Annotated in this window: 21 protein-coding genes; 13 read left to right on the plus strand and 8 right to left on the minus strand. The window is 66.9% G+C overall.

Annotated features, from left to right (window positions below):
* The 6 genes from A0W70_RS13780 to A0W70_RS13805 all read left to right on the plus strand — a co-directional run bounded on the left by A0W70_RS13780 (position 1) and on the right by A0W70_RS13805 (position 5,400).
* A complete protein-coding gene (locus A0W70_RS13780; RefSeq protein WP_070989613.1) occupies positions 1 to 1,575 on the plus strand; it encodes a hypothetical protein in 1,575 nt (524 codons plus the stop codon).
* Positions 1,568 to 2,170, plus strand: coding sequence for a hypothetical protein (locus A0W70_RS13785; protein ID WP_139150884.1), 603 nt, complete (start codon positions 1,568 to 1,570; stop codon positions 2,168 to 2,170). Before A0W70_RS13780 ends, A0W70_RS13785 begins: the two co-directional genes overlap by 8 nt.
* A gap of 4 nt (positions 2,171 to 2,174) precedes the next feature.
* Positions 2,175 to 2,678, plus strand: a complete 504-nt coding sequence (locus A0W70_RS13790; RefSeq protein ID WP_139150885.1) for a hypothetical protein — start codon at positions 2,175 to 2,177, stop codon at positions 2,676 to 2,678.
* Positions 2,662 to 3,819, plus strand: coding sequence for a hypothetical protein (locus tag A0W70_RS16815; RefSeq protein ID WP_139150886.1), 1,158 nt, complete (start codon positions 2,662 to 2,664; stop codon positions 3,817 to 3,819). The genes A0W70_RS13790 and A0W70_RS16815 overlap by 17 nt, the downstream gene beginning before the upstream one ends.
* Positions 3,791 to 4,594, plus strand: a complete 804-nt coding sequence (locus tag A0W70_RS13800) for a type II secretion system protein (RefSeq protein ID WP_075109879.1) — start codon at positions 3,791 to 3,793, stop codon at positions 4,592 to 4,594. Before A0W70_RS16815 ends, A0W70_RS13800 begins: the two co-directional genes overlap by 29 nt.
* Positions 4,595 to 4,755: 161 nt before the next feature.
* Complete coding sequence (locus A0W70_RS13805) at positions 4,756 to 5,400, plus strand: prepilin-type N-terminal cleavage/methylation domain-containing protein (protein ID WP_070989624.1); 645 nt, start codon at positions 4,756 to 4,758, stop codon at positions 5,398 to 5,400.
* On the opposite strand, the gene A0W70_RS13810 is transcribed toward A0W70_RS13805, so the two are convergent.
* A complete protein-coding gene (locus A0W70_RS13810; protein WP_070989626.1) occupies positions 5,388 to 7,079 on the minus strand; it encodes a sensor histidine kinase in 1,692 nt (563 codons plus the stop codon). The genes A0W70_RS13805 and A0W70_RS13810 overlap by 13 nt on opposite strands.
* A 420-nt stretch (positions 7,080 to 7,499) precedes the next feature.
* Between A0W70_RS13810 and A0W70_RS13815 the strand changes: the two genes are divergently transcribed.
* The 4 genes from A0W70_RS13815 (at position 7,500) to A0W70_RS13830 (ending at position 10,664) form a co-directional block, all read left to right on the plus strand.
* Positions 7,500 to 8,261: a hypothetical protein gene (locus A0W70_RS13815; protein WP_070989628.1), complete on the plus strand. Its 762-nt coding sequence runs from the start codon at positions 7,500 to 7,502 to the stop codon at positions 8,259 to 8,261.
* A complete protein-coding gene (locus A0W70_RS13820; RefSeq protein ID WP_070989630.1) occupies positions 8,261 to 8,995 on the plus strand; it encodes a hypothetical protein in 735 nt (244 codons plus the stop codon). The genes A0W70_RS13815 and A0W70_RS13820 overlap by 1 nt, the downstream gene beginning before the upstream one ends.
* Positions 8,996 to 9,179: 184 nt before the next feature.
* Entirely contained in the window at positions 9,180 to 9,893 is a 714-nt protein-coding gene (locus A0W70_RS13825) for a prepilin-type N-terminal cleavage/methylation domain-containing protein (RefSeq protein ID WP_070989632.1), read from the plus strand.
* Positions 9,894 to 9,920: 27 nt separating this feature from the next.
* The gene (locus A0W70_RS13830; protein WP_070989634.1) at positions 9,921 to 10,664 is read left to right on the plus strand and encodes an ABC transporter ATP-binding protein; all 744 of its coding nucleotides are present in this window, start codon (positions 9,921 to 9,923) and stop codon (positions 10,662 to 10,664) included.
* A 334-nt stretch (positions 10,665 to 10,998) separates the two neighbouring features.
* On the opposite strand, the gene ntrC is transcribed toward A0W70_RS13830, so the two are convergent.
* The 6 genes from ntrC to A0W70_RS13860 form a co-directional block, all read right to left on the minus strand.
* On the minus strand, positions 10,999 to 12,399 hold the full coding sequence (ntrC, locus tag A0W70_RS13835; protein WP_070989636.1) for a nitrogen regulation protein NR(I): 1,401 nt from the start codon (positions 12,397 to 12,399) through the stop codon (positions 10,999 to 11,001).
* The gene (gene glnL, locus A0W70_RS13840; protein WP_070989638.1) at positions 12,392 to 13,513 is read right to left on the minus strand and encodes a nitrogen regulation protein NR(II); all 1,122 of its coding nucleotides are present in this window, start codon (positions 13,511 to 13,513) and stop codon (positions 12,392 to 12,394) included. The genes ntrC and glnL overlap by 8 nt, the downstream gene beginning before the upstream one ends.
* Positions 13,514 to 13,558: 45 nt before the next feature.
* Positions 13,559 to 14,107: a DUF4124 domain-containing protein gene (locus A0W70_RS13845; protein ID WP_083331026.1), complete on the minus strand. Its 549-nt coding sequence runs from the start codon at positions 14,105 to 14,107 to the stop codon at positions 13,559 to 13,561.
* Between the two features lie 481 nt (positions 14,108 to 14,588).
* Entirely contained in the window at positions 14,589 to 15,998 is a 1,410-nt protein-coding gene (gene glnA / locus A0W70_RS13850) for a glutamate--ammonia ligase (RefSeq protein ID WP_070989717.1), read from the minus strand.
* A gap of 142 nt (positions 15,999 to 16,140) precedes the next feature.
* Complete coding sequence (locus tag A0W70_RS13855) at positions 16,141 to 17,382, minus strand: cation diffusion facilitator family transporter (RefSeq protein WP_175443129.1); 1,242 nt, start codon at positions 17,380 to 17,382, stop codon at positions 16,141 to 16,143.
* 335 nt (positions 17,383 to 17,717) lie between these two features.
* A complete protein-coding gene (locus tag A0W70_RS13860) occupies positions 17,718 to 18,281 on the minus strand; it encodes a hypothetical protein (RefSeq protein WP_070989644.1) in 564 nt (187 codons plus the stop codon).
* Positions 18,282 to 18,686: 405 nt separating this feature from the next.
* Here A0W70_RS13860 and A0W70_RS13865 point away from each other — a divergent pair, with 405 nt between their 5' ends.
* The 3 genes from A0W70_RS13865 to A0W70_RS13875 all read left to right on the plus strand — a co-directional run bounded on the left by A0W70_RS13865 (position 18,687) and on the right by A0W70_RS13875 (position 22,684).
* Positions 18,687 to 20,051, plus strand: coding sequence for a glutamate--cysteine ligase (locus A0W70_RS13865; protein WP_070989646.1), 1,365 nt, complete (start codon positions 18,687 to 18,689; stop codon positions 20,049 to 20,051).
* Positions 20,052 to 20,101: 50 nt separating this feature from the next.
* A complete protein-coding gene (locus A0W70_RS13870; RefSeq protein ID WP_070989648.1) occupies positions 20,102 to 20,656 on the plus strand; it encodes a CAP domain-containing protein in 555 nt (184 codons plus the stop codon).
* A gap of 345 nt (positions 20,657 to 21,001) precedes the next feature.
* On the plus strand, positions 21,002 to 22,684 hold the full coding sequence (locus tag A0W70_RS13875) for a putative bifunctional diguanylate cyclase/phosphodiesterase (RefSeq protein WP_070989650.1): 1,683 nt from the start codon (positions 21,002 to 21,004) through the stop codon (positions 22,682 to 22,684).
* Between the two features lie 29 nt (positions 22,685 to 22,713).
* Here the strand turns inward: A0W70_RS13875 and A0W70_RS13880 are convergent, their stop codons facing one another.
* On the minus strand, positions 22,714 to 23,145 hold the full coding sequence (locus A0W70_RS13880) for a VOC family protein (protein ID WP_217495449.1): 432 nt from the start codon (positions 23,143 to 23,145) through the stop codon (positions 22,714 to 22,716).
* Positions 23,146 to 23,159 lie beyond the last annotated feature (14 nt).

Genomic DNA, 23,159 nt, shown 5'->3' on the forward strand with positions numbered 1-23,159 from the left:
GTGAAACGCCTGCTCTTCTTCCCCGGCCATCGCATCCTCGCCTACGAGTGGCGGGCCGGCGCGTTCCGGCGCATCGAGGCGTTCGAGCCCGACGAGGAGGGGCGTGAGCAGTTCCGGCAGTGGCTGCGCGAGGCGCCGCGCACGCCGCTGCAGATGCTGATCGACGTGATCGAGGAGGAGTTCCACATCGATCACGTGCCGCATGTGATCGGCCGTGAGCGCGCGCACCTGTACAAACGCACGGCCCGCAAGCACTTCCGCAACAGCGATTACACGTATATCACCTGCCAGGGCCGCGAGCGCCAGGGGCGGCGCGATGACCGCGTGCTGGTGGCGGGGCTGACCAACCCCGAACTGCTCCGCGTCTGGCTCGATATCCTCGCCGAGGCCCAGGTCCCGCTGAAGGGGATCCATTCGCTGCCGCTGGTCGGCGAATACCTGCTGCCGCACCTCGGTGCCGCGCGCTCCGAACGCGTGCTTGTCGTCAGTCAGCAGGTACCGAGTACGCTTCGCCAGTCGTATTACGAGAACGGCCGCCTGCGTTTCTCGCGCCTGGTCCCGGGTCGCTATGACGGCGTCGCCGAGTACGCCGATTTTGTCCACGACGAACTCCATCAGACGCTGCATTTCCTCGAGAACCAGCGCTTTCGCGGACACGGCCGGCCAGTGGATACCTACGTCCTCGCCGACAGCGACGCACACGCCGCGCTGCGTGAACGCCTCGCCAGCAGCGCCGTCGTCAATTGCCACCTCGTCTCGCTAACCGATCTGGCGGCCAGCGTCGGTGACCGCGACGAGGTCTCCGGACCGTATGCCGATACGATCTTCGCCCAGCTCCTGTTGAGCCGCCGTCGCCCGGCCAACCATTACGGGCTCGCGCGGTTGCGGCATTTCTTCTTCGTGCAGCGCGCCCGCGTCGGCCTGTGGGCTCTCGCCGCGGGTGCCGTCCTCGCCGCGGTGGCGGTGGCCGGTGGCGCATGGGTGCGCGGTCAAGCGTACGAGAGCGGGATCGTTCAGGCCCAGGCGCGAGAAGCCAGGTTCGAGCAGTTGTACGAAGAGCGCCTGAGCCAGCTCGACGAGTTCGATTACCGCGCCGTCGACGTCAAGACCGCGGTCGACCTGATGACCGAAGTGGACACGGGGGCGCGTCAGACACCAAAGCCCCTGATGGACACACTCGGAGACATCCTTGCCGAGCATCCGGCGCTTACGCTCGAACGCCTGCAATGGACCCGTGCTGATGGGATCGCCGAAGAGGGCGGACGTAGCAGCGGGCTGAACACCAGCGCCAACGGAGTCGCGGGGATGGGGCCGGTCGTTGAGATCGGCGGCCACGTATCCGGTTTCGACGGTGACTACCGCCGTGCGATCAGCCGTTTCGAGGGCTTCGTGCAGACACTACGCAATGCCGACCTCGGCACGGTCGCGGTCGCCCGCGCCCCGTTCGATCTCGCCCCTGGCAGCGGTGTGAGTGGCGACAGCGGCACGACCGCGAGCAAGCAGACGAACCAGAGCGGCGAATTCGCGCTGGAATTGCGGCTCACGGCGGATGACGGGGAGCCGGCCGATGGCTGATCCGACCGTGCGCAATCTTGCCGGATCACTGATCGCCGCCGCTGCGGGCCTGGCGGTGCTGGCCGCCACCGTCTGGCTCGCCTCGGACTGGCTGGCCGAACGCGAGCGCGCGTTCAACCGCGCCCGCGGCGATCTCGCCCGGGCGGCCAATCAATACCGGAACGCGAGCGACAACCAGGCCGTCTACCGGCAATACGCGGACCGGTTCCGCGACATGTCCGAGCGCGGCTGGATCGGCGAAGAGGGCCGCCTTACGTGGATCGAGGCGCTGCAGTCCATCAACGCCGATCTGAAACTCCCCACCCTGCGCTACGAGATTGGCCAGCGCACTGGCGTGGCGCATGATCGAGCCAGCGGCTCCAGCCGTCTGCACCTGTACCGCACGCCCATGCGCCTAGAGATCGGCGCGCTGCATGAATACGACGTCGTCGAACTGCTGGAGCGCCTCGATCAGCGCGGCGACGGCCTCCTGTCGCTGTCCGGCTGTACAATGACCCGCAACGGCAACCTGCGCTTCGACGCGCGCAGCGCGAACGTCAACGCCGCCTGCGAACTCAACTGGTATACGCTGCGCCTGGACACCGATGAGGAATAGCCGCGTGGACAACCCGTATCGCCGGGACCAGCCTGGGCGCGGAGACCGCACCATTCGCGGCTGCGGGTACCGGCCATCGAGCGTGCTACCGAGCCTGGCCGCGGCCGTCCTCCTGCTCGCGGCCATCCCGGTATCCGCGGCCGGCCCCAGCCTGTTCACCACCCCCGAGCAGCGCGAACGCCTCGACCGCATACGCGCCGAAGCGACCGCGGAAGAACTCGCACGCGAGCCCGAACCCGAGCCGGAACCAGCGGCCACCGCAGCCCCGAAACCCCCGCCGCGCGTGCACCTGCGCGGTTTCGTACGCCGCAGCAAGGGCCCATCCGCGGTCTGGGTCAACAGCGGCAATACACTCCAGGGCACCGCAGTCGGCGAAGGCCTCGCCGCCGGCCGCGTCGAAGGCGCCACCGTCGTGGTCACTCTGCCGGACGGCAAACAGGTGCGCCTGAAACCCGGTCAGACCTGGGATCCCGAGAGTGGGGAAGTCGTCGATGTCCAGGGTGATTGAAACGCAACCGGAGTGGCGACACCAGAGTGGTTTTGCGCTGCTCTTGACGCTTCTGGTTCTGGTGGTCGGGGCGGCGACGTTGTTTGTAAGCGCTCGCTCACCTACGGCCCACACCGACCCGCACGATCCGGGGGTATCTAGAAGTCTTGCCGATGCGCGTAACGCCGTGTTGGCCTATGCACAGTTTGGTGGCGCCAACAACAAGCCTGGAGCATTGCCGTGTCCGGATACGCGGGAGAAATCCGATCCTCAGGCCGGGCAAGTTGGGAATCATTGTAAGGGGAATCCGGATCCGGTGTACCTTGGTCGTTTGCCGTGGCGCACGATCGATATTTCTGGTTTGAATGCCGACAGTGCGTCGAACATTTGGTACGCCATAGATGGCGATTTCGCGAACGATCCGCTGATCCCACCAGCATCGCGAATCAATCCCGACACAACTGGAGATCTTTCCATTAGTGGAACGTCCTACGCAGCTGTTCTGATTCTTGCCGGTGACCCGATTGAAGGTCAGTCTGAACTTGCAAAGCGCCCCAACACTGATCCGCGGGCCTATCTCGAAGACGAGAATGCTGAAGCTGAAACAGTCGATGAAGCGATTTCGTTCGTTGATTGCGTGGATATCGAGGATTGCAATGATCGAGTCATTGGGCTCACTGCCGACACGTTGCTTGCGCGGGTTCCCTCGCATGTCATCGAAGATGTTTCCGCAACGTTGGCCGATTTCTACGCAGAGCACGGGTACTTTCCTACTGCCGCGGAACTGGGAGGCAATGACACCTGCAAGGACGGCACCTACCGCGGTCGTATACCAGTTGGCGGTCCTGAGGACGCGGGCGATGATCGTTCACCGCATTTCGTCTGCGATGACAACGGGATTCTGCCCGACTGGATTGATGCGAACGGGTGGAACGATTACATCTACTACGCGGTTGCGGAGGCCTGTGCCGGTGAAGGCTCGGCATGCTCCGATGCAGGCTCTGGCGAGCTGTTAACGCTGGATGGTCTCACCGGTCAAGCCGTGATTTTCGGTGTCCCCCCTGAAATCGACGCCTACAGCGCTGACTATCCGCCTGGGGACGATGTGTTCGAAACTCCCACGAGTGAGAAATATGGGTGGATGCGCTCGATCTCGCCGTAGTAATGGCGGCTTCTCTCTGATCGAGCTGGCGGTCGTGCTGGTGATCGTCGGCCTTCTGGTGGGAGGTGGGATTGCTGCGTTGGATGCGACCACCCAACAGGCGCGGCGCAGCGAGCAACAGCGCCAGATGGTCGAGGTTCGCGAAGCCTTGTACGGGTTTGCGCTGTCGGAGGGACGTTTGCCGTGCCCGGTGGATCTTGATCCTTCCGAGTATCCACCTGATGGGAACGAAGATCCGGAAGACCCGGATGCGGGGACCGATTGTTCGGCGGAAGAGGGCGCTCTGCCATGGCGGCAACTCGGCGTTGGTCGCCGCGATGCCTGGGATAATCCGCTCCTATACCGCGTGACGCAGGATTTCGCGGATGGACCGGTAGACGATGACGGAATGGATAGCGATACCGGTAGCAGTTTCGCTTTGTCAAGTAGTGAAAGTGACGGTGATGGTGACCTCACTGTGGAGGATGGAGCCGGCGGGACGATCACCACCAATACGCCGGCTGTTGTCGTATCTTTTGGGCCTCAAGGCGATCAGGTCTGGACCGAGGATGGCTTCGTCTGCCCGGGCTCCGGCGGTGCACCCGCAAACGGCTTTTCCGATGACGAAACCGAGAACTGCGACTGGATCGACGACAATACGGACGACACGTATGTGGCGGCGGATTTCCGCACACCGGAGGCGGACGACGGGCGGTTCGACGACATGCTGATCTGGCTGCCGACGCCGATTCTGAAAGCCCGGATGGTCGATGTCGGGCGCTTGCCCCGGCAGTGACCAAGCTGGCGGTCCCGCGTTGGCTGCCGCAGTGGCGGCGAATCCGGCTCTGCAGTCACCGGCGAAAAGGTTAGAATCCTTGGCGGCGCAGGCCACGGTGGCCGCCCGCCTGGGTTCAGGGCAATCGCTGCGCGGAAAATCCCCCTTATGGGCTATCCCTTATGCGCCCGATCTTTGGAGCCAGTCGGAATCGAAGGGCGCGCGGTTTCTCGCTGGTCGAGGCCGCGGTCGTGCTGGTGGTGATCGGCATCATCCTGGGCGCCGTGCTGCAGGGGCGTTCATTGATCGAGAGCGCGGAGTACAAGTCGTTCCGTCAGCAGATCCGCGAGTACCGGGGTGCCTTCCACAATTTCCGTGACCGCTTCGACGCCCTGCCGGGCGACTTCGAGGACGCGTCGGATCGTCTGGAGAGCACGCAGAACGATGGCGGGGGCGATGGCCTCATAGGCACCAACATCGAGAGCGACTGGGACGGGTGTTCCACAGACACGGATGAGCGGTGCATGGCGTGGCAGCATCTGCGCGCCGCCGGCATGCTGGACGGCAATCCCGAGACGCCCAACGACGCCGCTGCACCGGAACACCCTTACGGTGGTCTCGTGGCGGCATTTTTCACGGGGGCGGGCGAGAACGGCGCGTTTGGTCACAAGCTTTTGATTACCGATGTCCCCGTCGGGATCGCGCAGCGCTTCGACGCGGATAATGACGACGAGCGCTGCGACGGCGGGCGCATCACCGGCCAGACATGCCCCGACGGCGACTGGCCCACGGGTCAGACGACTGTTGATGTCGTCTACGCGCTCTGAGCCGCCGGCGCCCCGCTCAGCCGAAACCGCACCAGCCCCGATTCATTATCCGTCAGGCGCAGATCGAACCCGTGGTACTGCGCCAGGCGGGCGCACTGGTACAGCCCGACACCCAGGCCCCCCGCCGACTGGACCGCGCCGTTGAACAGGTTGCGGGCCGTGGCCTCGGGCATCGGCGCGCCCGTGTCCTCGATCTCCAGTGCAACGGCCTCGGCCGTGCTCGACAGCCGTGCGCGGATCGTGACCTTCCGGTCGGTCGCCTGCTTGTAGCGGGCATTCTCCAGAAGATTCTCGGCCACCGTATCGAACAGATCGCGTGGCACCTCGAGGCCCGAATCCGCTTCACCCTCGAATGTGACCGCGCCGTCGGCGTAGCGGCGTCGGAGGCCCTCCCACCAATCGCTTACGGCGACCGAATCATCATTTTCGACCGCGGCGGGTTCGCGCAGCTTCTCGAGCGTCGACTGCAGGCGCTGGTTGATGTCGGGTAACTGCCGCTGGACCAGCTGCAGCGCTTCGGCGCTGCGCTCTTCCCCCGAGGAAGCGACTGCGGCCGACAGCGACTGCAGCGACTGCAGCAGGTTCTTGATGTCGTGCGTGAGCCGCGCGCCGGTCTCGTGGACGGCCCGCACCTTCTCCTGATTGCGCAGCTCGACCTCGTGCAGGCGCGAGTGATAAAGCTGCTGGATCAGGCGCGCCAGCAGCTGGATATGCAGCCGCAGTGTCGGGCCCGGATCGTTCGCCGTGTAGACGATCAGCGGGGCGGTATCGTCGTAGCCCTCGGTGGCGTGCTCCGTGCGCTGACCGATCAGGCGCTCACGAGCCGGTCCGCGCACCTCCACGCCCTGAACCCATTCGAGCTCGGACATCGCGGTGACGGCCTGGTCCAGATAATCGTCGGGACCGAGTCCGGTGGCAGCGGGCCCCGAGAGGCTGACGAGGTAGTGCTCGAACGGCGTGCCGATGTTGAGCAGGTACCGGTTCCAGAGCACCTGGAACATGGTATGGCTGGCCTTGCGGCGCCAGACCCAGTTCATCACCAGGATCAGGCCCGCGACGAACAGCGTCGTCTGTACGAGCGTGATCGCGTAGGGCGTGCCCGTGCGATAGGTCCACAGCACGCCGCCGGCGGCCATCAGCAGCGCCAGGAGCGTGATCGCGAGGCTGCGCAGGTAGTCGAAGCGCTGCAGGTATGCGGGCGGTGAAGCGGCCGGCATGAACAGCAGCAGGAGCGGAATCGAGCCGCCCGCGGCCATCACCGTCCAGAGCGCGTTATCGCCGTTGGCCTCGACCGCGAACAGCGGTGGCGTGACGCCGATCAGCAGTGCCATCAGCAGGTACAGGATCACGAGCCACTGCACGAGCTGGTCGCGCCGGCTGCCGACCTGCTCGCCACCGATCAGGCCGAGCAGCACCAGCAGCCAGGCGGCGAGCAGCAGCCAGCTGCTCAGCAGCACCACCGCCGTGCCGACCACCAGGGTCGCGATGGCCGCCCGGCGGTTGACCTCGGTCGATCCCTGCCAGAATGGCTGCCACAGGATGATCAGCCCGAAGTGCACGAGCGTGGCGGCGGTCACGACCGCCGGCTCGTCCGGCGCGAGCAGGGCGACCTGGAGCGCCAGCAGCGCCAGTGCCAGCAGGCGGTGACGCTGCGAGTGGTGCTGAATCCATGGAAGCACTGCGCCCCTCCTTCTCGAGACTGACTGATCCGGAACTGCTCTACGCTGTTGGCGATGATGCCCGATTTCGCCCGTAGGCCGGCTTTTGCCGAAGGCAACAGCCGGCAGACCAGGTATCGTCCCCGAAAATGCCGGCTGGCTCCCTTCGGTCGCAAGCCGGCCTACGTGCTACGGCGCGCCGCCAAAGCCTTGTAGCCCGTACGCAGTCGGCAGCCGGAATCCGGAAAGGATATGCCCGAACGAACCGGTATCCGTCCCCGGGATCAAGCAAATGCCGCACCACATCCCGCCACGGCGAGCCCGATGGCACCCCTCATGGTATCTTGTCAGGCTGTAAACGGGGGCGATTGCAATTCCCCGCAACCGCTCGGCGGGCATGGCTGATGCCCGTGAGGTACGCAGACGCCGGAGGCCCCGCCATTGGTCGCGACGATCGCGCGTTTCACCCTGCGCCAGGCACGGCACAGTCGCCTGCTCGTGCTGGCGGGCCTTCTGCTGGTGTTCGCGTTCGTCCTGACCGGCCTGGCCGGTGCGGTTGCCCTGACCGAGCACGCCGCCGTGCAGGCGGTACTGCTCGCCGCGAGCCTGCGCGCCGGGGCGGTCGGTCTGATCGCCCTGTTCGCCGTATCCGCCTGTCTGCGTGAGCAGGACGACCGCACGCTGGATCTCGTGCTCGCGCTGGACGCGCCCCGCAGCCACTACGTGCTGGGCAAGCTCGCCGCCTTCGCTCTGATCGCCGTTGCCCTGGCCGCCGCCTGCGCGCTGCCGCTGCTGCTCTGGTCGCCGCCACTGGCCGTCGCCGGCTGGGCCGTGTCGCTCGCCTGCGAGGCGTGGCTGATCGCCGCGCTCGGCCTGCTGCTCGCGTTTACTTTCCGCCAGCCGGTGACCGCGCTCGCCGCGCTCGCCGCTTTCTATCTGCTGGCCCGCGGGCTCGACGCACTGCTCCTGCTCGCACGCGATCCCGTGTTCGTGCATGAGGGGGCGTTCCGGGCCTTCGTCGAATCCGGGATCGCGTTGATCGCCTGGGTCATGCCCGGCCTGCACCGCTTCACGGACGCCGGTTGGCTCGGCACGGCCGGGTTCGACCCTGTGCTGCTGTGGCCGGTGCTCGGTCAGACCCTGGTCTACGGCGCGCTGCTGGCTGCGGCGGCAGCCTTCGATCTCTACCGCCGCGAGTTCTGATGCGACTGCCGGCACGACTCGCCGCGGCCCGGACGCCAACACGCCCCCTCCGCGCGGTACCGGTGGGCGTTCAGGGCGCATTCGCGCTGGCGCTGACCGCTCAGCTTTTGTGGTACGGCTTCGCACCGACACCGAGTAGCGAGCGCCACGCGTTGCCGCCCGCCCCGCCGGTATCCCTGCTGCGCGTCTCGGCCTTCGGCGAGCCGGCCGCGCTGGCGCGCGCGGGGACGCTCTGGCTGCAGTACTTCGATCAGCAACCGGGGCACAGCGTGCCCTACCGCGAACTCGATTACGGCCGTCTACGCGCTTGGCTCGACCGCTGGCTTATGCTCGCGCCCACGAGCGAGTATCCGCTGTCGCTGGCGGTGCGCCTCTACGGCCAGGTGTCCGATCCGTCCCGCCAGCGGATCATGCTCGATTTCGTCCACGAGGCCTTTCTCGAGGATCCCGGTGCGCGCTGGCGCTGGCTCGCCGAGAGCACGCTGCTGGCAAAACACCGCCTCGAGGACCTCGACCTCGCCCTGCGCTATGCCCGCGACCTCGCCGAACACACCGAGGGCATGGACGTGCCGTACTGGGCACGGGATTTGCAGATTCTCCTGCTTGAAGACATGGGCGAATACGAAGCCGCACGGATCCTGATCGGTGGCCTGCTGGCCAGCGGCGAGATCGAGGATCCCCGCGAAGTGCGGTTTCTGGAGCGACGCCTCGAGGCACTTTCGCAGGGAGAATGACGCGGCGATAATGCGCCGCGGCCTCGGTCGCCGACCATGAATGACGGTTATCTGACGTCGAAACGCCGACGCTGTGTCGGCGATCCGACACAACACCCGGGCGCTCGCGACGCCCGACGCGGCAAACGGAATGCCATGCGAACGCGGCGGTAACAACCAACCGTCCGCCAGGCGGGGAGTCACAATGCAACTGAAGCAACGACAGAAAGGTTTCACGCTGGTCGAGATCGCCGTGGTTCTGGTGATCATCGGCCTCCTGCTGGGCGGCGTACTCAAGGGACAGGAGTTGATCTCGAGCGCGCGAGTGCGGAACCTGGCGGATCAGCAGGCCGGTATTCAGGCTGCTTATTTCGGCTTCATTGATCGATACCGCGCTGTGCCTGGCGACATGCCGCAAGCCGATGCCGACAACGCGATCCAGGCCAATGTCACAACCGGCGGCGATCCTTCCGGCGACGGCGCTAACGGCGTGATCGATGCAAACTGGACAGAAGTGAATGCAGTGTGGGAACACCTGTCCAAAGCTGGGTTCATCAAAGGGAGCTACGAAGGATCGAGTTCTCAATCCACGGCCGATACCTCCCCGATCAACGTTTTCAATGGTGTCCTGGTGTTAGCACGGGATGATGGCTATGAGGACACCGATACTGACCCGCCGCCGCGATTGCTGCTGCACATGGGTCGATTCGTTCCTGCGGATATCGCGAGAGAACTCGACGTAAAGCTCGATGACGGTGAGCCGGACACTGGAAGTTTGCGGAATGCGCTCGATGCCGATTCACCGTTCGTGGAACTCGCGCACTCCGACTCCAGTTGCTCTGTAGACGACAACGGCAATCAAATCTGGAATATCGATCAGAACCCGACGAACTGCGTGCCGACGTATCTTATGCAGTAGCGTGCCCGGGAAATGTGATCCCGCGGTATGAAAGTTGTCGACGAAGATGTCCTACGCGTAGCGTCGGTCAGCCGCCGTGAAGGCAGGCGCACGGTGCTCGCGGGCGTCGATCTCGCCGTGCAATCGGGCGAAACGGTGGCCCTCGTCGGCGCCAACGGCGCCGGCAAGTCGACCCTGATCCGGACCATTCTGGATCTGCGGGCCGCGCACGGCGGCACGATTACCCTCGCCGGCCGCCCGAACACCGATCGCCGCGCCCGCGCGGCGGTCGCCTATCTCCCCGAACGCTTCCAGCCACCGACCTACCTGAGCGGCAGCGAATTCCTCGATTACATGCTGTCCCTGTACCGCGTCGGGCCGGCGGACCGCGGCGCGCGCGAGGTTGCGGCGGCGTTGGGTCTGGGCGCCGAGGCGCTGGCGCGTCCGGTCGCGACCTACTCGAAGGGCATGGGCCAACTGCTCGGACTGACTGCCTGCATCGCCTCCGGCCGGCGGTTACTGATCTTCGACGAACCGATGGACGGGCTGGATCCGGCGGCGCGCGTGCGTCTGCGACAGGCGCTCGAAGTCCGGCGCGCCGAGGGGGCCAGCGTCCTGTTCAGCACCCACCTGCTCACCGATGCCGCGGAATTCGCCGACCGCATCGCGATCCTGCACGACGGCCGGATCGCCGCTGCGGGGAGCGTTGCGGAGCTCTGCGCGCGGTTCGAGGCCGATGATCTCGAGTCGGCCTACCTCTATTGCACCGGGGAAACCGCCGCGACGGCCTGACCATGTCTCCCGGATCGAAACGCGAGCAGAAATCCCGTGTGCGCCGGTTTCTCGTCGACTCGCCAAAAGTCGTCAAGGCAAACGAAGGCGAGTGCCGGAGCCTGTAGGAGCGAGCTTGCTCGCGATAATGCCTGCACAGCGCTCGGGTATCATCGGGCAAACCCCGCCGAAGCCGAGAGGGTCAGCAATAACCGGTGTGGCCGCCAGCCGCAGTGCGGGCACAATCGCGAGCAAGCTCGCTCCTACAGGGTTGTTGCTCTTGTCGCGCCTCTTTGCGAGGGCTCTGTAATCGGCTCGCGAACTTGCCGATACGTCCCTTGAGCAATTTTTCCTGTCAGGCTTCGAGCCCGTGCTCGCGAATCTTGCGGGTGAGGGTGTTGCGGCCCCAGCCGAGGAGGCGGGCGGCTTTCTGGCGGTGGCCGCCGCTGCGGTCGAGGGCTTCGCGGATGAGGATGCGCTCCATTCGCTGCGCCGCTGACTCTGCGACCCCGGTGGTGCCCGCGGCCAGTTCCGCGCGTGCCCAGTTGGCGAGGGCGTGCTCCCAGTCGTTGGCCGCGGTCGGTTTTTCGCCCTGCAGTTCCACCGGCAGGTCGTCCAGGTGGACCTCGCGCCCGGCGGCCATCACCGTCAGCCAGCGGCACACGTTTTCCAGCTGACGCACGTTGCCCGGCCAGTCCAGTGCCATCAGACGGTCCTCGACCGCGGGGGTCAGCCGTTTGCGTTCCATGCCGAGTTCCTGCGCCGCCTGTTCCAGGAAGTGCGCGGCCAGCAGCGGGATGTCCTCGCGGCGCTCGCGCAGCGCCGGGACCGGCAGGCGCACGACATTGAGGCGGTGGTACAGGTCTTCGCGGAACTCGCCGCGTTCGACCCGGCGCTCAAGGTCCTGGTGCGTCGCCGCCAGGATGCGGACATCGACGGTGCAGGGCGTGGCGCCCCCGACCCGATAGAACACGCCTTCGGACAGGACCCGCAGCAGGCGTGTCTGCAGCTCGGCCGGCATATCGCCGATCTCGTCGAGAAACAGGGTGCCGCCGTCGGCCTGCTCGAAACGGCCCTGGCGGCGGCCCTCGGCGCCCGTGAACGCGCCTTTCTCGTGCCCGAACAGTTCGGACTCGAGCAGGTCGCGGGGAATCGCCGCGGTGTTGAGCGCGATGAAGGGCCCGCGGGCGCGCGGGCTGTGCCGATGCAGCGCCTGCGCGACCCGCTCCTTGCCGGTCCCGGACTCGCCGGTGATCAGGACCGTGATCGGGGCGCGCGCGAGGCGACCGATCGTGCGGAACAGCGTCTGCATCGCCGGCGCCTGGCCGATGATCTGGTTCGTGTCGTCCGCGTTCGCCGTGTGGTCCGCGCTCACCGATTCGGTCTTCGCGGGCGCACAGGCGCGTCTCACCAGTTCGACCGCCTCGTCGAGGTCGAAGGGTTTGGCGAGGTAATCGAAGGCCCCGCCTTCAAAGGCGGCGACGGTGGTATCCAGATCCGAATGCGCCGTCATTACGAGCACCGGCAGCCCCGGGCGAGCGGAGCGCATGCGCTCCGCGAGGGACAGGCCGTCGATCCCCGGCATGCGCACGTCGGTGATCACGGCATCCGGCGCGGCCCCGTCCAGGGCCGCGAGGGCGCTGTCGCCGCGCTCGAAGGTGCGCACGTCCATACCGGCGCCTTTCAGCGCCCGCTCGAGCACCCACAGCATCGACGCATCGTCGTCGATGATCCATACGTGCGGGGCGTCAGTCATCGCCCGTCTCCAGCGGCAGCAGTACCCGGAAGATGGTGCGCGGCTCCGCTCTGCCGGTGCCGCTCGCATCCGCCGTCGCGAGGCGCTCGCATTCGATCAATCCCCCGTGACGGCTGACCAGTGATTGCGCGATCGTCAGGCCGAGTCCGGTCCCTTCCGCGCGACCGCTGACCATGGGCTGGAACAGGCTGTCCAGCAGATCGGGCGGGATGCCCGGTCCGTCGTCGGCGATCTCGATGCAGGCGACGAGGCGGTGCTGGACTTGCCCGATCGTGAAGCGTCGGCGGGTGCTGGTGCGCAGGGTCACGTGACCCTGCTCGCCCACCGCCTGGATCGCATTGCGGCCCAGGTTCAGCAGCGCCTGGATCAACTGGTCCCCGTCCGCCTGGAGGTCGGGGATGCTGGGGTCATATTCGGTCTGCAGCGACACCCCTTCCCCGGCCTCGCCACGCAGCAGCTGCAGCACGTGCTCCGTCAGCCGATGGATGTTCACGCGTTCGAACGCGGGGGGCTGCACCGGCCCCACCATCCGGTCCACCAGACCCCGCAGCCGGTCGGCCTCGCGCACGATCACATCCGTGTACTCGCGCTGGGCGTCGTCTTCGAGCTCCCGCGCCAGCAGCTGCGCGGCGCCGCGGAGGCCGGCAAGCGGATTGCGGATCTCATGCGCCACCCCACGCAGCAGGCGCCGGTTCGCGAGTTCCTGCGTGCGCAGCCCTTCCTCGCGAGCGATGCGCAGGTGGCGGTCAACCGGGGTGAGTTCAATCACCACGGCCGACGCCAGCTCACCCCACGCCAGGGGCGTGACACTGGCATCGACCTGCCGCGTGCTGGTGGCGTCGTGGGTCGTGAGCGTGACCTCGCGCGCGGTGAAGGTCGCGTCGGCATCGAGGTTGGCGGCGACGTGGTCCAGCCAGGTCGGCTCGAAACCGGCGACCACGGCCAGCGGTTGCCCCAACGCCCGCCGTCGGCTAAGGCGGATCAGGTCCTCGGCGGCCGTGTTGAGGTAGCGCACGTGCAGCTCGGCGCCCTCGACCACGAGGATCGCACCGGACAGCGCTTCCAGCAGCTCGGCCGCCGCCGTGCCGGCATTGTTGTCGGTATCGGGGATCATTGCACCATTGTAGTGCAGGCGAGACCGCCACGGTGGCCGTCGGGATCAGTTCCCGCCGCTGCCACCCAGCGCCTTGCGAAGCAGGTAGAACTTGACCGAATCGGACTCGTACCGCGTCTGGCCGGAACTGTCGATGATCCGTGCGCGCACGGTGTGCGGGCCACGATTGACCGGCGATACCGTCACCCGGGCGCTCGCCGCGCGGCCACGGACCTCGCCGTCGAGGATGATCTCGACCTGGTGTCCGCGCGGGAGCGTTGCGCCTTCCGGCTCCAGCGCGACCTCGAAGGGGACGTTGCCGCCGTTGTGGCGGATGCCCTTTTCGTTTTCCGGGTAGGCGATGGCAATCCCGGAGATGCCGTTCGACGGTGTATCCGGTTCGCCGGAAGAGGAGTTCACGGCGCCGTCGGGATCTCCCTCGACGGGCTCCACCGTGGTCAGCGGATCGAGTTCGACCGGTTCGGCGTCCTCGTCCGGCGGATCGTCGGTGAACACGACGTTGCCGTCCTCGTCGGTCGTGCGGTAAATCTCCGACGCCACGACCGGCCCCGCGGCCAGCGCCGCCGGCAACACCATCATGAGCAGACGTTTCATAATCAAAGTCTATCGCTCCCCGGCCCACCGGGCCACATCCGGTTGGCCCCCGGACCGCGCAACCCGATCGAGTGTTCTGTGATCGTGGTGGCGGATCGGGGGCGTTGCAATGGCCGCCTCCCGGTTCATGGGCAGGCGTGGTTGCCCGAAATCGGGGGGAAAATCGATTTCTCGCCAAGACGCCAAGCGCGCCAAGGAAACCAAAAATAGTGAAAATAGTTGATCGATTTGCGCCCCATCATCCCGATTTCAATTTGTCCGTTATCGGGCGCAAACCTGAGTGGCGAGCCCGCCCCGCACACCCGGCACGTGTGCGGTGCGCTCGCCATAGTCGGTCCTTTATCAATTGTGTTTCCTTGGTGCGCTTGGCGTCTTGGCGAGAGAACGATTTTCCAGACTTCCTGCACCCACCCAGCCATCATGAAAAAGCCCGGCATGCCAAGGACATGCCGGGCTTTTGTGGCTACGCGGGACGAATCCCTCAGCAGCTGTAGTACATATCGAACTCGACCGGATGCGTGGTCATGCGCAGGCGCGTGACGTCTTCCATCTTGAGTTCGATATAGCCGTCGATCGCATCGTCGGTGAACACGCCGCCGCGGGTCAGGAACTCGCGGTCGTTGTCGAGCGCATCCAGCGCCTCTTCCAGCGAGGCGGCGACGTGCGGGATCGCCTTTTCCTCTTCCGGCGGCAGGTCGTAGAGGTCCTTGTCCATCGCGTCGCCGGGATGGATGCGGTTCTCGATGCCGTCGAGGCCGGCCATCATCAGGGCCGAGAAGCACAGGTACGGGTTGGCCGTCGGGTCCGGGAAGCGGACCTCCACGCGCATCGACTTCTTCGAGGCCTCGTAGGGCACGCGGATCGCCGCCGAGCGGTTGCGGGCCGAGTAGGCCAGCAGGACCGGCGCCTCGAAGCCCGGGACCAGCCGCTTGTAGCTGTTGGTCGAGGCGTTGGTAAAGGCGTTCAGGGCCTTGGCGTGCTTGATGATGCCGCCGATGTAGTACAGCGCCGTTTCCGACAGGCCGCCGTAGCCGTCGCCCGAGAACACGTTATCGCCGTCCTTCGACAGCGACATGTGCACGTGCATGCCCGAGCCGTTGTCGCCGACCAGCGGCTTCGGCATGAAGGTGGCCGTCTTGCCGAAGGCGTGGGCGACGTTCAGCACGGTGTACTTCAGCACCTGCAGCTCGTCGGCCTTCTTGACCAGCGTGTTGAACTTCGTGCCGATCTCGCACTGGCCGGCCGTGGCGACCTCATGGTGGTGCACCTCGGGAATGAGGCCCATCTCTTCCATGGTCAGGCACATTTGTGCGCGCAGGTCGTGCAGCGAGTCGACCGGCGGCACCGGGAAGTAACCGCCCTTCACGGACGGGCGATGGCCGATGTTGCCGTCTTCGTAGATGCGCTCGGCGTTCCAGGAGGCCTCGTCGGAGGAAATCTTGTAGAACGCGCCGCCGATGTCGGCGCCCCAGCGCACGTCATCCAGCACGAAGAACTCGGGCTCCGGGCCGAAGGCGGCGGAATCGGCGATGCCGGTGGACTGCAGATAGGCCTCGGCGCGCTGGGCGATGGAACGCGGGTCGCGCTCGTAACCCTGCAGCGTCGTCGGCTCGACGATGTTGCAGCGCAGGATCAGGGTCGGCTCGTCCGTGAACGGGTCCATCACGGCCGTCGACGTGTCCGGGCGCAGGATCATGTCGGATTCGTTGATGCCCTTCCAGCCGTTGATCGACGAGCCGTCAAACATCTTGCCGGCCTCGATGCCCTCCTCGTCGAGGGCGGAGGCGGGCAGCGTCACGTGCTGTTCCTTGCCGCGGGAGTCGGTGAAGCGGAGGTCGACGAAGCGTACGCCCTCCTGCTTGATGGTGTTCATTACGTCGCTTGCGGACATCGTGTGCTCCTGTCGATCAGGTTGAATAAAGGGCCGGTCCGGGTTCTGGCCGCGATCCGGAATCAGGATCCGTTCGCGGTTGAGCAGAAACCGTGCCACTCCCTGCTTGGTCAGTTATGCCGTTTATTTTCAGATAGTTACGTTATTCCCTGCCGTCTTTGCCCTGCACCTCCCCTGTGCAGTGTGCATCGTGGCTGCACTCAATTGGTGCAACGCGTTCCAGTACGCTGATGTTGCCGACCTCGGGATCCGCTGCGGCGGCCCGTCGCAGGGTCTCGGCGGCCGCGGCCGCGTCGATGCCCGGTCCGGCCGGGCGCAGCGCGATCTCGAGATGGATGCGCCCCGCCAGATAGTGCAGTGTCAGGCCCTCGATCCGCTCCGCCGCCTCCAGTCCGTCCATGCGCGCGCGCAGCCGTTCACAGAGTTCCGTGCGCAGCGCCAGCGCGTTCGATGGCCCGCCTTCGGTGTCGTCCTCCGGGTCGACGTGCACCATCACGTCCGCCAGCTGGCTGAGCCGGTCGAGCAGACGCAGACGGACCGCCTCCGCGATCCGGTGTCCCTCGGACACGCTCATGCGCGAGCCCACGCGGATATGCAGGTCGACCAGCGCCCGGTGGCCCATCCAGCGCGAGCGGAAGGTATGGGCGTGCTTGACGCCATCGACCGCCAGCGCCGCATCGCGCAGTTCGGCGACCGTCTCGGGATCGAAACCGGTATCGACGAGCTCGCGCAGGCTGTCCCGGATCACGTCCCAGCCGACCTTCGCGATCATCACCGCGACGATCAGGGCGGCCACCGCGTCCAGCGTGACCACGCCGGCGAGCGCGCCGGCGATGCCGAAGCCGACCACGACCGAGGACAGCGCGTCGGAGCGATGATGCCACGCGTTGGCCTCGAGCAGGCGGGAACCGATCGATCGGCCGGCGTGGCGCGTGTAATGGAACAGCGCCTCTTTGCCCGCGACCGACGCCAGCGCGATCAACAGCGTGATCATCGAAGGCGGCCCCGGACGAGCGGCGGCGGTCAGCGACTCCACCGCGTTGTAGCCGATCAGGAGCGCCGTCAGGAGCAGCAACAGGCCGACCAGCACGGTCGCGGCCGTCTCGATTCGGCCATGACCGTAGGGATGGTCGTGGTCCGCGCCCTGCGCGGCATGCCGCGCGGCGAGCAGCACGACGGCGTCGGTGACCAGGTCCGAGAGCGAGTGGATGCCGTCCGCGACGAGCGCCTGCGACTGACCGGCCACCCCGGTCACGGTTTTGACCGCGGCCAGCACGAGATTGACCGCGATGCCCACCCAGGTCACCCGCCGGGTGACCTGGTAGCGTGCCTTGCGGCTCGGACGGTGGGGCGTGTCGGTAGACAGGGTTGTGGCTGTGTTCAAGTCCGGACCGGGTGCGCTGGCTGGTGGTGGATGGCCGTACGGGAACGGCCATTGCGCGACCGGGCAGTGTACGCGGTCCGCCCGTATTTCTCACCAGTGCATCAAGAACCTGAGCCAGGCAAGGGAGGGCGGTCGTTTTATCGTACGGTTCGACCCGCGTAGCCCGGATGAAGGCGAAGCCGCAGGGATGCGCCGGGAGCGCATCACCGCGTAAGCCGTCGCCAGACGGTCAGGACCACGGACGGGCCTGACCATCCGGGGCGTCTATCCCCCGGATTCCGCTGGCGCTGCATCCGGGCTACGCAGAGCCGTCACCGACGAGCGGCCCGTTATTTTTACCGCCTACGGTTCGGATCCAGCAGGGTCACATTCTCGGGGGCCGCGCGATCCCACGCCCGATGGCTGCCGGTCTGCCGCGCCAGCGCGGCGGCATCCCCGGGCTGCAGCGCGGCCTCCGGATCGTGGTCCCGCATCGCCTGCAGCAGCTCCATGAGGGAGATGAATCCCCGGGCAAGCTCGTCATACGGCCCGCTGTCGTCGGCCACGCCGCTGCGGGCCAGCGTGTGGTAGGCGCCGCGGCCCAGTCCGACGTAATAGGAGAACGGCAGCGCACGGCGGCGAACGCGCTGCGGAAACAGGCCACAGATCAGCAGGCACTCGTCGCCGGTCGCGCGCAGGCGTTCACCGCCGCTGCGTTCCCCCGATGCCTGCATCCCTTCCAGCCAGCGGATCGCAAGCGCCTCGCGTCCGAGCGTTGTGCACTTCGAGAAGCGCATCAGCATGAAGACGACGTAGGCCTCGACGGGTTCGTCGAGGCGGGTATTGCAGGCCTCGCCCGCCGTGCGGACAAGACGCTGCCACTGGGCGACACTGGTCGGTTCAACGGCGAGATCCGGCATGGCTTTCCCCCTGTGCGGAAGGCGCTCGCGCGGTACGCGGGCCTCGCTGCAGCCCGCGCGGGAGCCGGTCAACCTGCACTGGAACCCGCGACCCCCGCAGCGGTCGAACCGCCGGTGGATCGCCGGCCGATCGGGTTGCCGGCCTGCGGCACTTCCTGGAATCGGCACCTTTATTGAAGCATGAAGCGGGCCCGAATGCCGCCTGCCTGGCCGGAGAATGCGCCCGTTCGTCGGCTACGAACGGCGTCCCGCCGTATTCCCCAGGGCGGCGCTCAGCGGCACGGGATGCAGGCGCGCGCCGAATCGGCCACAATCCGCGCGACGTTCCCGCGCGAACTCGACCCGCGTGCCGCTGCTATCCAGGCGGCGCGCATTCCGCCCACAGATACAGCTGGACCGCGTCCCATGGCCGAAGCCTCGCCACTTGCCGATCAGGTCGTCACCGAACGGCGCCAACTCGTCGAGTATCTGGAAAGCGGCTGCAAACCGCCTGATCAGTGGCGCATCGGCACCGAGCACGAGAAATTCGTGTTCCGCCTCGCGGACCACCGCCCGGTCCCGTATGAAGGCCCCGACGGCATCGGCGCGTTCCTCTGCGGCCTCACGGAATACGGCTGGGAGCCCGTGCGGGAGCACGGCAATACGATCGCCCTGAAACGCGACGGGGCCGCGATTACGCTCGAGCCCGCCGGCCAGCTGGAACTCTCCGGAGCGCCACTGCACGACCTCCACCAGAGCTGCCGCGAGGTGAACGAGCATCTGCGCGAGGTGCGCGAAGTGGCCGGCGAACTCGGTGTCGGCCTGATCGGGCTCGGGTTCCAGCCGACCGCCACGCGCGAGGAAATGCCGTGGATGCCCAAGGCCCGCTACGACATCATGCATCGCTACATGCCGCAGGTGGGTACGCTTGGCCTGGACATGATGACGCGCTCCTGTGGCGTGCAGGTGAACCTCGACTTCTCCAGCGAAGCGGACATGATCCGCAAGTTCCGCGTCTCGCTCGCGCTGCAGCCGATCGCCACCGCCCTGTTCGCGAATTCCCCCTTCACGGACGGCAAGCCGAACGGCTTTCTGAGCTACCGGGCGCATGTCTGGACGGACACCGACAACGACCGGTCCGGGATCCCGGCGTTTGTCTTCGATGACGATATGGGCTTCGAGCGTTACACCGAGTACGCGCTCGATGTGCCCATGTATTTCATCGTCCGCGATGGCGAACTCATCGACTGCTCCGGCCAGTCCTTCCGCGATTTCCTCGATGGCCGGCTGCCGGCGATGCCGGGGGCCCAGCCGACGCTCGCGGACTGGGAGGACCATCTGACCACCCTGTTCCCGGAGGTCCGGATCAAGCGTTTCATGGAGCAGCGCGGCACGGACTCCGGCCCCTGGGGGCGGCTGTGCGCGCTGCCGGCGCTCTGGGTCGGGCTGCTCTACGATGAACGCGCGCTGGATGCTGCCGCCCAGTTGACGCGGGACTGGACCGCGGCCGAGATCGATCAGCTACGCCGCGATGTGGCGCGGGAGGGCCTCCGCGCCACCTTCCGCGGCCGCACGGTCCAGGCGATCGCGCAGGAGGTGCTGGCGTTCGCACGCGGCGGGCTCGAGCGCCGCGATTGCCGCGACGGCAACGGCCGCGACGAGAGCCATTTTCTCGAAGAGCCGGAGGCGATCGCCGCCAGCGGCGTGACCCCGGCCGAGCAGCTGTTGCGGGACTACGAGGGCCGCTGGGGCCGGAATATCGCACCGCTGTTCGACGAATACTGTTACTGACGGCCACCGGCATCCGTTGCGGGCGGCGACGGCGGTGGACGGGAGATGCCATGCAGATTCGCCATACCGTCGTCACGCTCGCATTGCTCCTGGCCGCCTGTGCCGGCCCGGATGGTGAGCGCCCGGTCTCCGGGGGCACCGCGGGACCGAGCACCGCGGTAGCCTGTCAGGACGACGACGACGCCTTCCGGCAGGCCATGGTCGCCGCGCTCAATGCCGCACGCAGCCGGGCCCCGGCCTGCGGTGGCGAGTCCATGGAGCCCGTTCGCGGTCTCGAGTGGTCGCCCGCGTTGGGCAAGGCCGCCCGCGCCCATGCACGCGACATGGCCGGGAATGATTTCCTCGGTCATGCCGGTTCCGACGGGCGCCGCGTTGACCGGCGCGCGAGCGATGCGGGTTACGAGTGGCGCGCCATCGGCGAGAATGTCGGGGCCGGCGCACGCAATGTCGCCCAGGCCGTCGATCACTGGCTGGGAAGCCCCGCACACTGCCGTAATATGCTGAACGGTGACTACGGGGAATTCGGGGCGGCCTGCGTCCGCGCTCCGGACTCCCGCTACGGGACGTACTGGGCGCTGATCCTGGGCGAACCGCAGCCCGAATGACCCGATCTAGTGGGCCATGCAGGTATTTCGGTAACGCTCTGCGTCGCAGTGCGTGCTCGCCGCAAGGCGCGAGGAGCGCGTGTAGCGTCACTACACAAGTGACGAGCAACGCAGCGGCGGGTGCGCACAGCGTCGCCCTTCGGGAGCGGACATGGCGCTCCATCACGGCGTTGCGCCTCACTCACGTAAGAGGCGCTACGCTCGATCGGCGCGCCTTGTGCTGAAGCGCCATGTCCGCTCAGAGCGTTACCGAAATACCCGCATGGCCCACGAGGGCCGACGATCCGGACAGGCCCGCGCGGCGGCCGGCCAGGCCCATTCGGTCATGACAGGGACGGGTGAATAATGGCGCAAGGCAGCGATTCACACGGCGGTGGCAGCGGCGTCGGCCTGGAAGCACTGGACCGCCAGATCTTCGAACGCCATGCCCTGGTCATGCTGCTGATCGACCCGGCCAGCGGCCAGCTGCTCGACGCCAACGATGCCGCCGCCGCGTTCTATGGCTACCCGCGTTCGGTCCTGCGGTCGATGAACATCGACCGGATCAACACCCTGACGAGTCATGAAATCCGGGCCGAGATGGCCCGGGCCCGTCGGCGCGACGTCGCCACCTTCCAGTTCCGCCACCGCCTCGCCAACGGCGAGGAGCGGAGCGTCGAGGTGTGCAGTGCACCGGTCGAACTCGATGGCCGCGAGGTGCTGCACTCCGTCATCCGGGATACCAGCGAGCGTGAGCGACTCGTCGCCGAGGTAACCCAGCACGCCTGGTACGATGGCCTCACCGGACTACCGAACCGGGCCCTGTTTCGTTCGCGGATCGATGAGGTGCTCGAACGCGCGCAGCGCCACGGTGGCCGGGCCGTGGTGATGCATCTCGACCTCGACCGGTTCCGCGACCTCAACGAGGTCTGGGGGCACGAGCACGGTGACGCGATTCTCTGTCAGGCGGCCGCCGCGATTGAAGTGGCGCTCCCCGGCGCCGAGGTCATCGCCCGCCTGGCCGCGGATGAGTTCGGGATCGCCGCGGTGGAATCGGCCCTCGGCCCCGATGCGTCCGATCTCGCCGAACGCGTGCGCACCGCGTTTCACACGGTCCGTTTCCGCGTCGGCGATCGAAGCGTGCGTCTATACACCAGCATCGGTGTGGCCGTGTGCCCGGATGACGACCGGGATCCGGCCACGCTCATGCGCCACGCCGAGGCGGCGCTGATCCAGGCGAAACGTGACGGGGGCGATCAGTGGGCCCTGTACAACCCGGCGCTGTCCGGGCGCGCAAGCGAACGCGTGCTGCTCGGCGGTGACCTCCGCGAGGCGATCGAATCAGGCGGCCTGAGGCTCGCCCTGCAGCCGGTTGTCGACATGCGTGATGGCTCGCGCATCGGCGCGGAGGCCCTGGTGCGCTGGCACCACCCCGAGCATGGGTGGATCGCCCCGGACCGATTTATCCCGGTGGCCGAGGCGACGGGGCAGATTGCCACGCTGGGGGACTGGGTGCTGTGCAACGCCGCCCGTTATGCCGCCGCCCACGCCGATATGCCCGGGTCGCGCATCGCGGTCAACGTATCGGCGCTGCAGCTGCGCGGCCAGGATATCGCCGGGACAGTGGCGCGCGTGCTCCGCGAAACCGGTCTGCCGGCCGCGTCACTGGAACTCGAACTGACCGAGAGCGCGATCGTCGACGAGGGCGAGCGCCTGATCGGGGACCTCGCCGCGTTGCGGGCGCTCGGAATCAGCGTGGCCATCGACGACTTCGGCACCGGCTACTCGTCGTTGCAGTATCTTAAGCGCCTGCCCGTCGATCGGCTCAAGATTGACCGCGCCTTCGTCCAGGGCCTGGATCACGACCCGGACAATCACGCGATTGTCGCCACGATCGCGGCGCTCGCGAACCAGTTCGGCCTGGCGTTGACGGCCGAGGGCGTCGAGACTGAAGACGAGGTCGCGGCGCTGCTGTCGCTAGGCTGCTACTCCGCCCAGGGGTATTACTACGCCGCGCCGGAACTCATCGACCCGCCTGCAGGCGACTGATCCCGCCGCGGATCGGACGGGGAATCCCTTCAGCCCGTAACGTCACGGTCCGGCAGGTGCGTGACCGCCTCGATGTTGTAGCCGTCCGGGTCGTAGACGAAGGCCGCGAAGTAATCCGGATGGTGGGCCGGGCGGAGTGCGGGTGCGCCGTGGTTGCGACCGCCGGCGGCCAGAGCGGCGCGGTGGAATGCACGCACCTCGGCCTGGCTGGCGGCCTGGAACGCGACATGGGCGTGGCCGCGCGACACGCCGACCGAAGAGACCCAGAACCGGGGCGGATGGCCCTCGCGGCCGTAGCCGCAGGCCTCGTGCCCGTGGTCGAGTTCGACGTCGACGACCCGGCGGATCCCGAGCGGTGCGAGGGCCGCGTCATAGAACTCGCGACTGATCGCGCAGTCGGTTACGGATACACCCAGGTGGTCGAGGATCGCGGATGGGTCCGCACCGCTATGCGTCGTCATGGTCTTTCTCCAGA

Source organism: Halofilum ochraceum (assembly GCF_001614315.2).
Classification (GTDB): Bacteria; Pseudomonadota; Gammaproteobacteria; order XJ16; family Halofilaceae; genus Halofilum; species Halofilum ochraceum.

Bases quoted from the DNA above. Each gene is read 5' to 3' on its own strand.
- A0W70_RS13805 (WP_070989624.1), top strand. From the start codon at position 4,756: ATGCGCCCGATCTTTGGAGCCAGTCGGAATCGAAGGGCGCGCGGTTTC.
- A0W70_RS13800 (WP_075109879.1), top strand. From the start codon at position 3,791: ATGGGTGGATGCGCTCGATCTCGCCGTAGTAATGGCGGCTTCTCTCTG.
- A0W70_RS13880 (WP_217495449.1), bottom strand. From the start codon at position 23,145: ATGACGACGCATAGCGGTGCGGACCCATCCGCGATCCTCGACCACCTG.
- A0W70_RS13845 (WP_083331026.1), bottom strand. From the start codon at position 14,107: ATGAAACGTCTGCTCATGATGGTGTTGCCGGCGGCGCTGGCCGCGGGG.
- ntrC (WP_070989636.1), bottom strand. From the start codon at position 12,399: ATGACTGACGCCCCGCACGTATGGATCATCGACGACGATGCGTCGATG.
- A0W70_RS13860 (WP_070989644.1), bottom strand. From the start codon at position 18,281: ATGCCGGATCTCGCCGTTGAACCGACCAGTGTCGCCCAGTGGCAGCGT.
- A0W70_RS13820 (WP_070989630.1), top strand. From the start codon at position 8,261: ATGCGACTGCCGGCACGACTCGCCGCGGCCCGGACGCCAACACGCCCC.
- A0W70_RS16815 (WP_139150886.1), top strand. From the start codon at position 2,662: ATGTCCAGGGTGATTGAAACGCAACCGGAGTGGCGACACCAGAGTGGT.
- A0W70_RS13825 (WP_070989632.1), top strand. From the start codon at position 9,180: ATGCAACTGAAGCAACGACAGAAAGGTTTCACGCTGGTCGAGATCGCC.
- A0W70_RS13830 (WP_070989634.1), top strand. From the start codon at position 9,921: ATGAAAGTTGTCGACGAAGATGTCCTACGCGTAGCGTCGGTCAGCCGC.
- A0W70_RS13870 (WP_070989648.1), top strand. From the start codon at position 20,102: ATGCAGATTCGCCATACCGTCGTCACGCTCGCATTGCTCCTGGCCGCC.
- A0W70_RS13785 (WP_139150884.1), top strand. From the start codon at position 1,568: ATGGCTGATCCGACCGTGCGCAATCTTGCCGGATCACTGATCGCCGCC.
- A0W70_RS13875 (WP_070989650.1), top strand. From the start codon at position 21,002: ATGGCGCAAGGCAGCGATTCACACGGCGGTGGCAGCGGCGTCGGCCTG.
- glnA (WP_070989717.1), bottom strand. From the start codon at position 15,998: ATGTCCGCAAGCGACGTAATGAACACCATCAAGCAGGAGGGCGTACGC.
- A0W70_RS13865 (WP_070989646.1), top strand. From the start codon at position 18,687: ATGGCCGAAGCCTCGCCACTTGCCGATCAGGTCGTCACCGAACGGCGC.
- glnL (WP_070989638.1), bottom strand. From the start codon at position 13,513: ATGATCCCCGATACCGACAACAATGCCGGCACGGCGGCGGCCGAGCTG.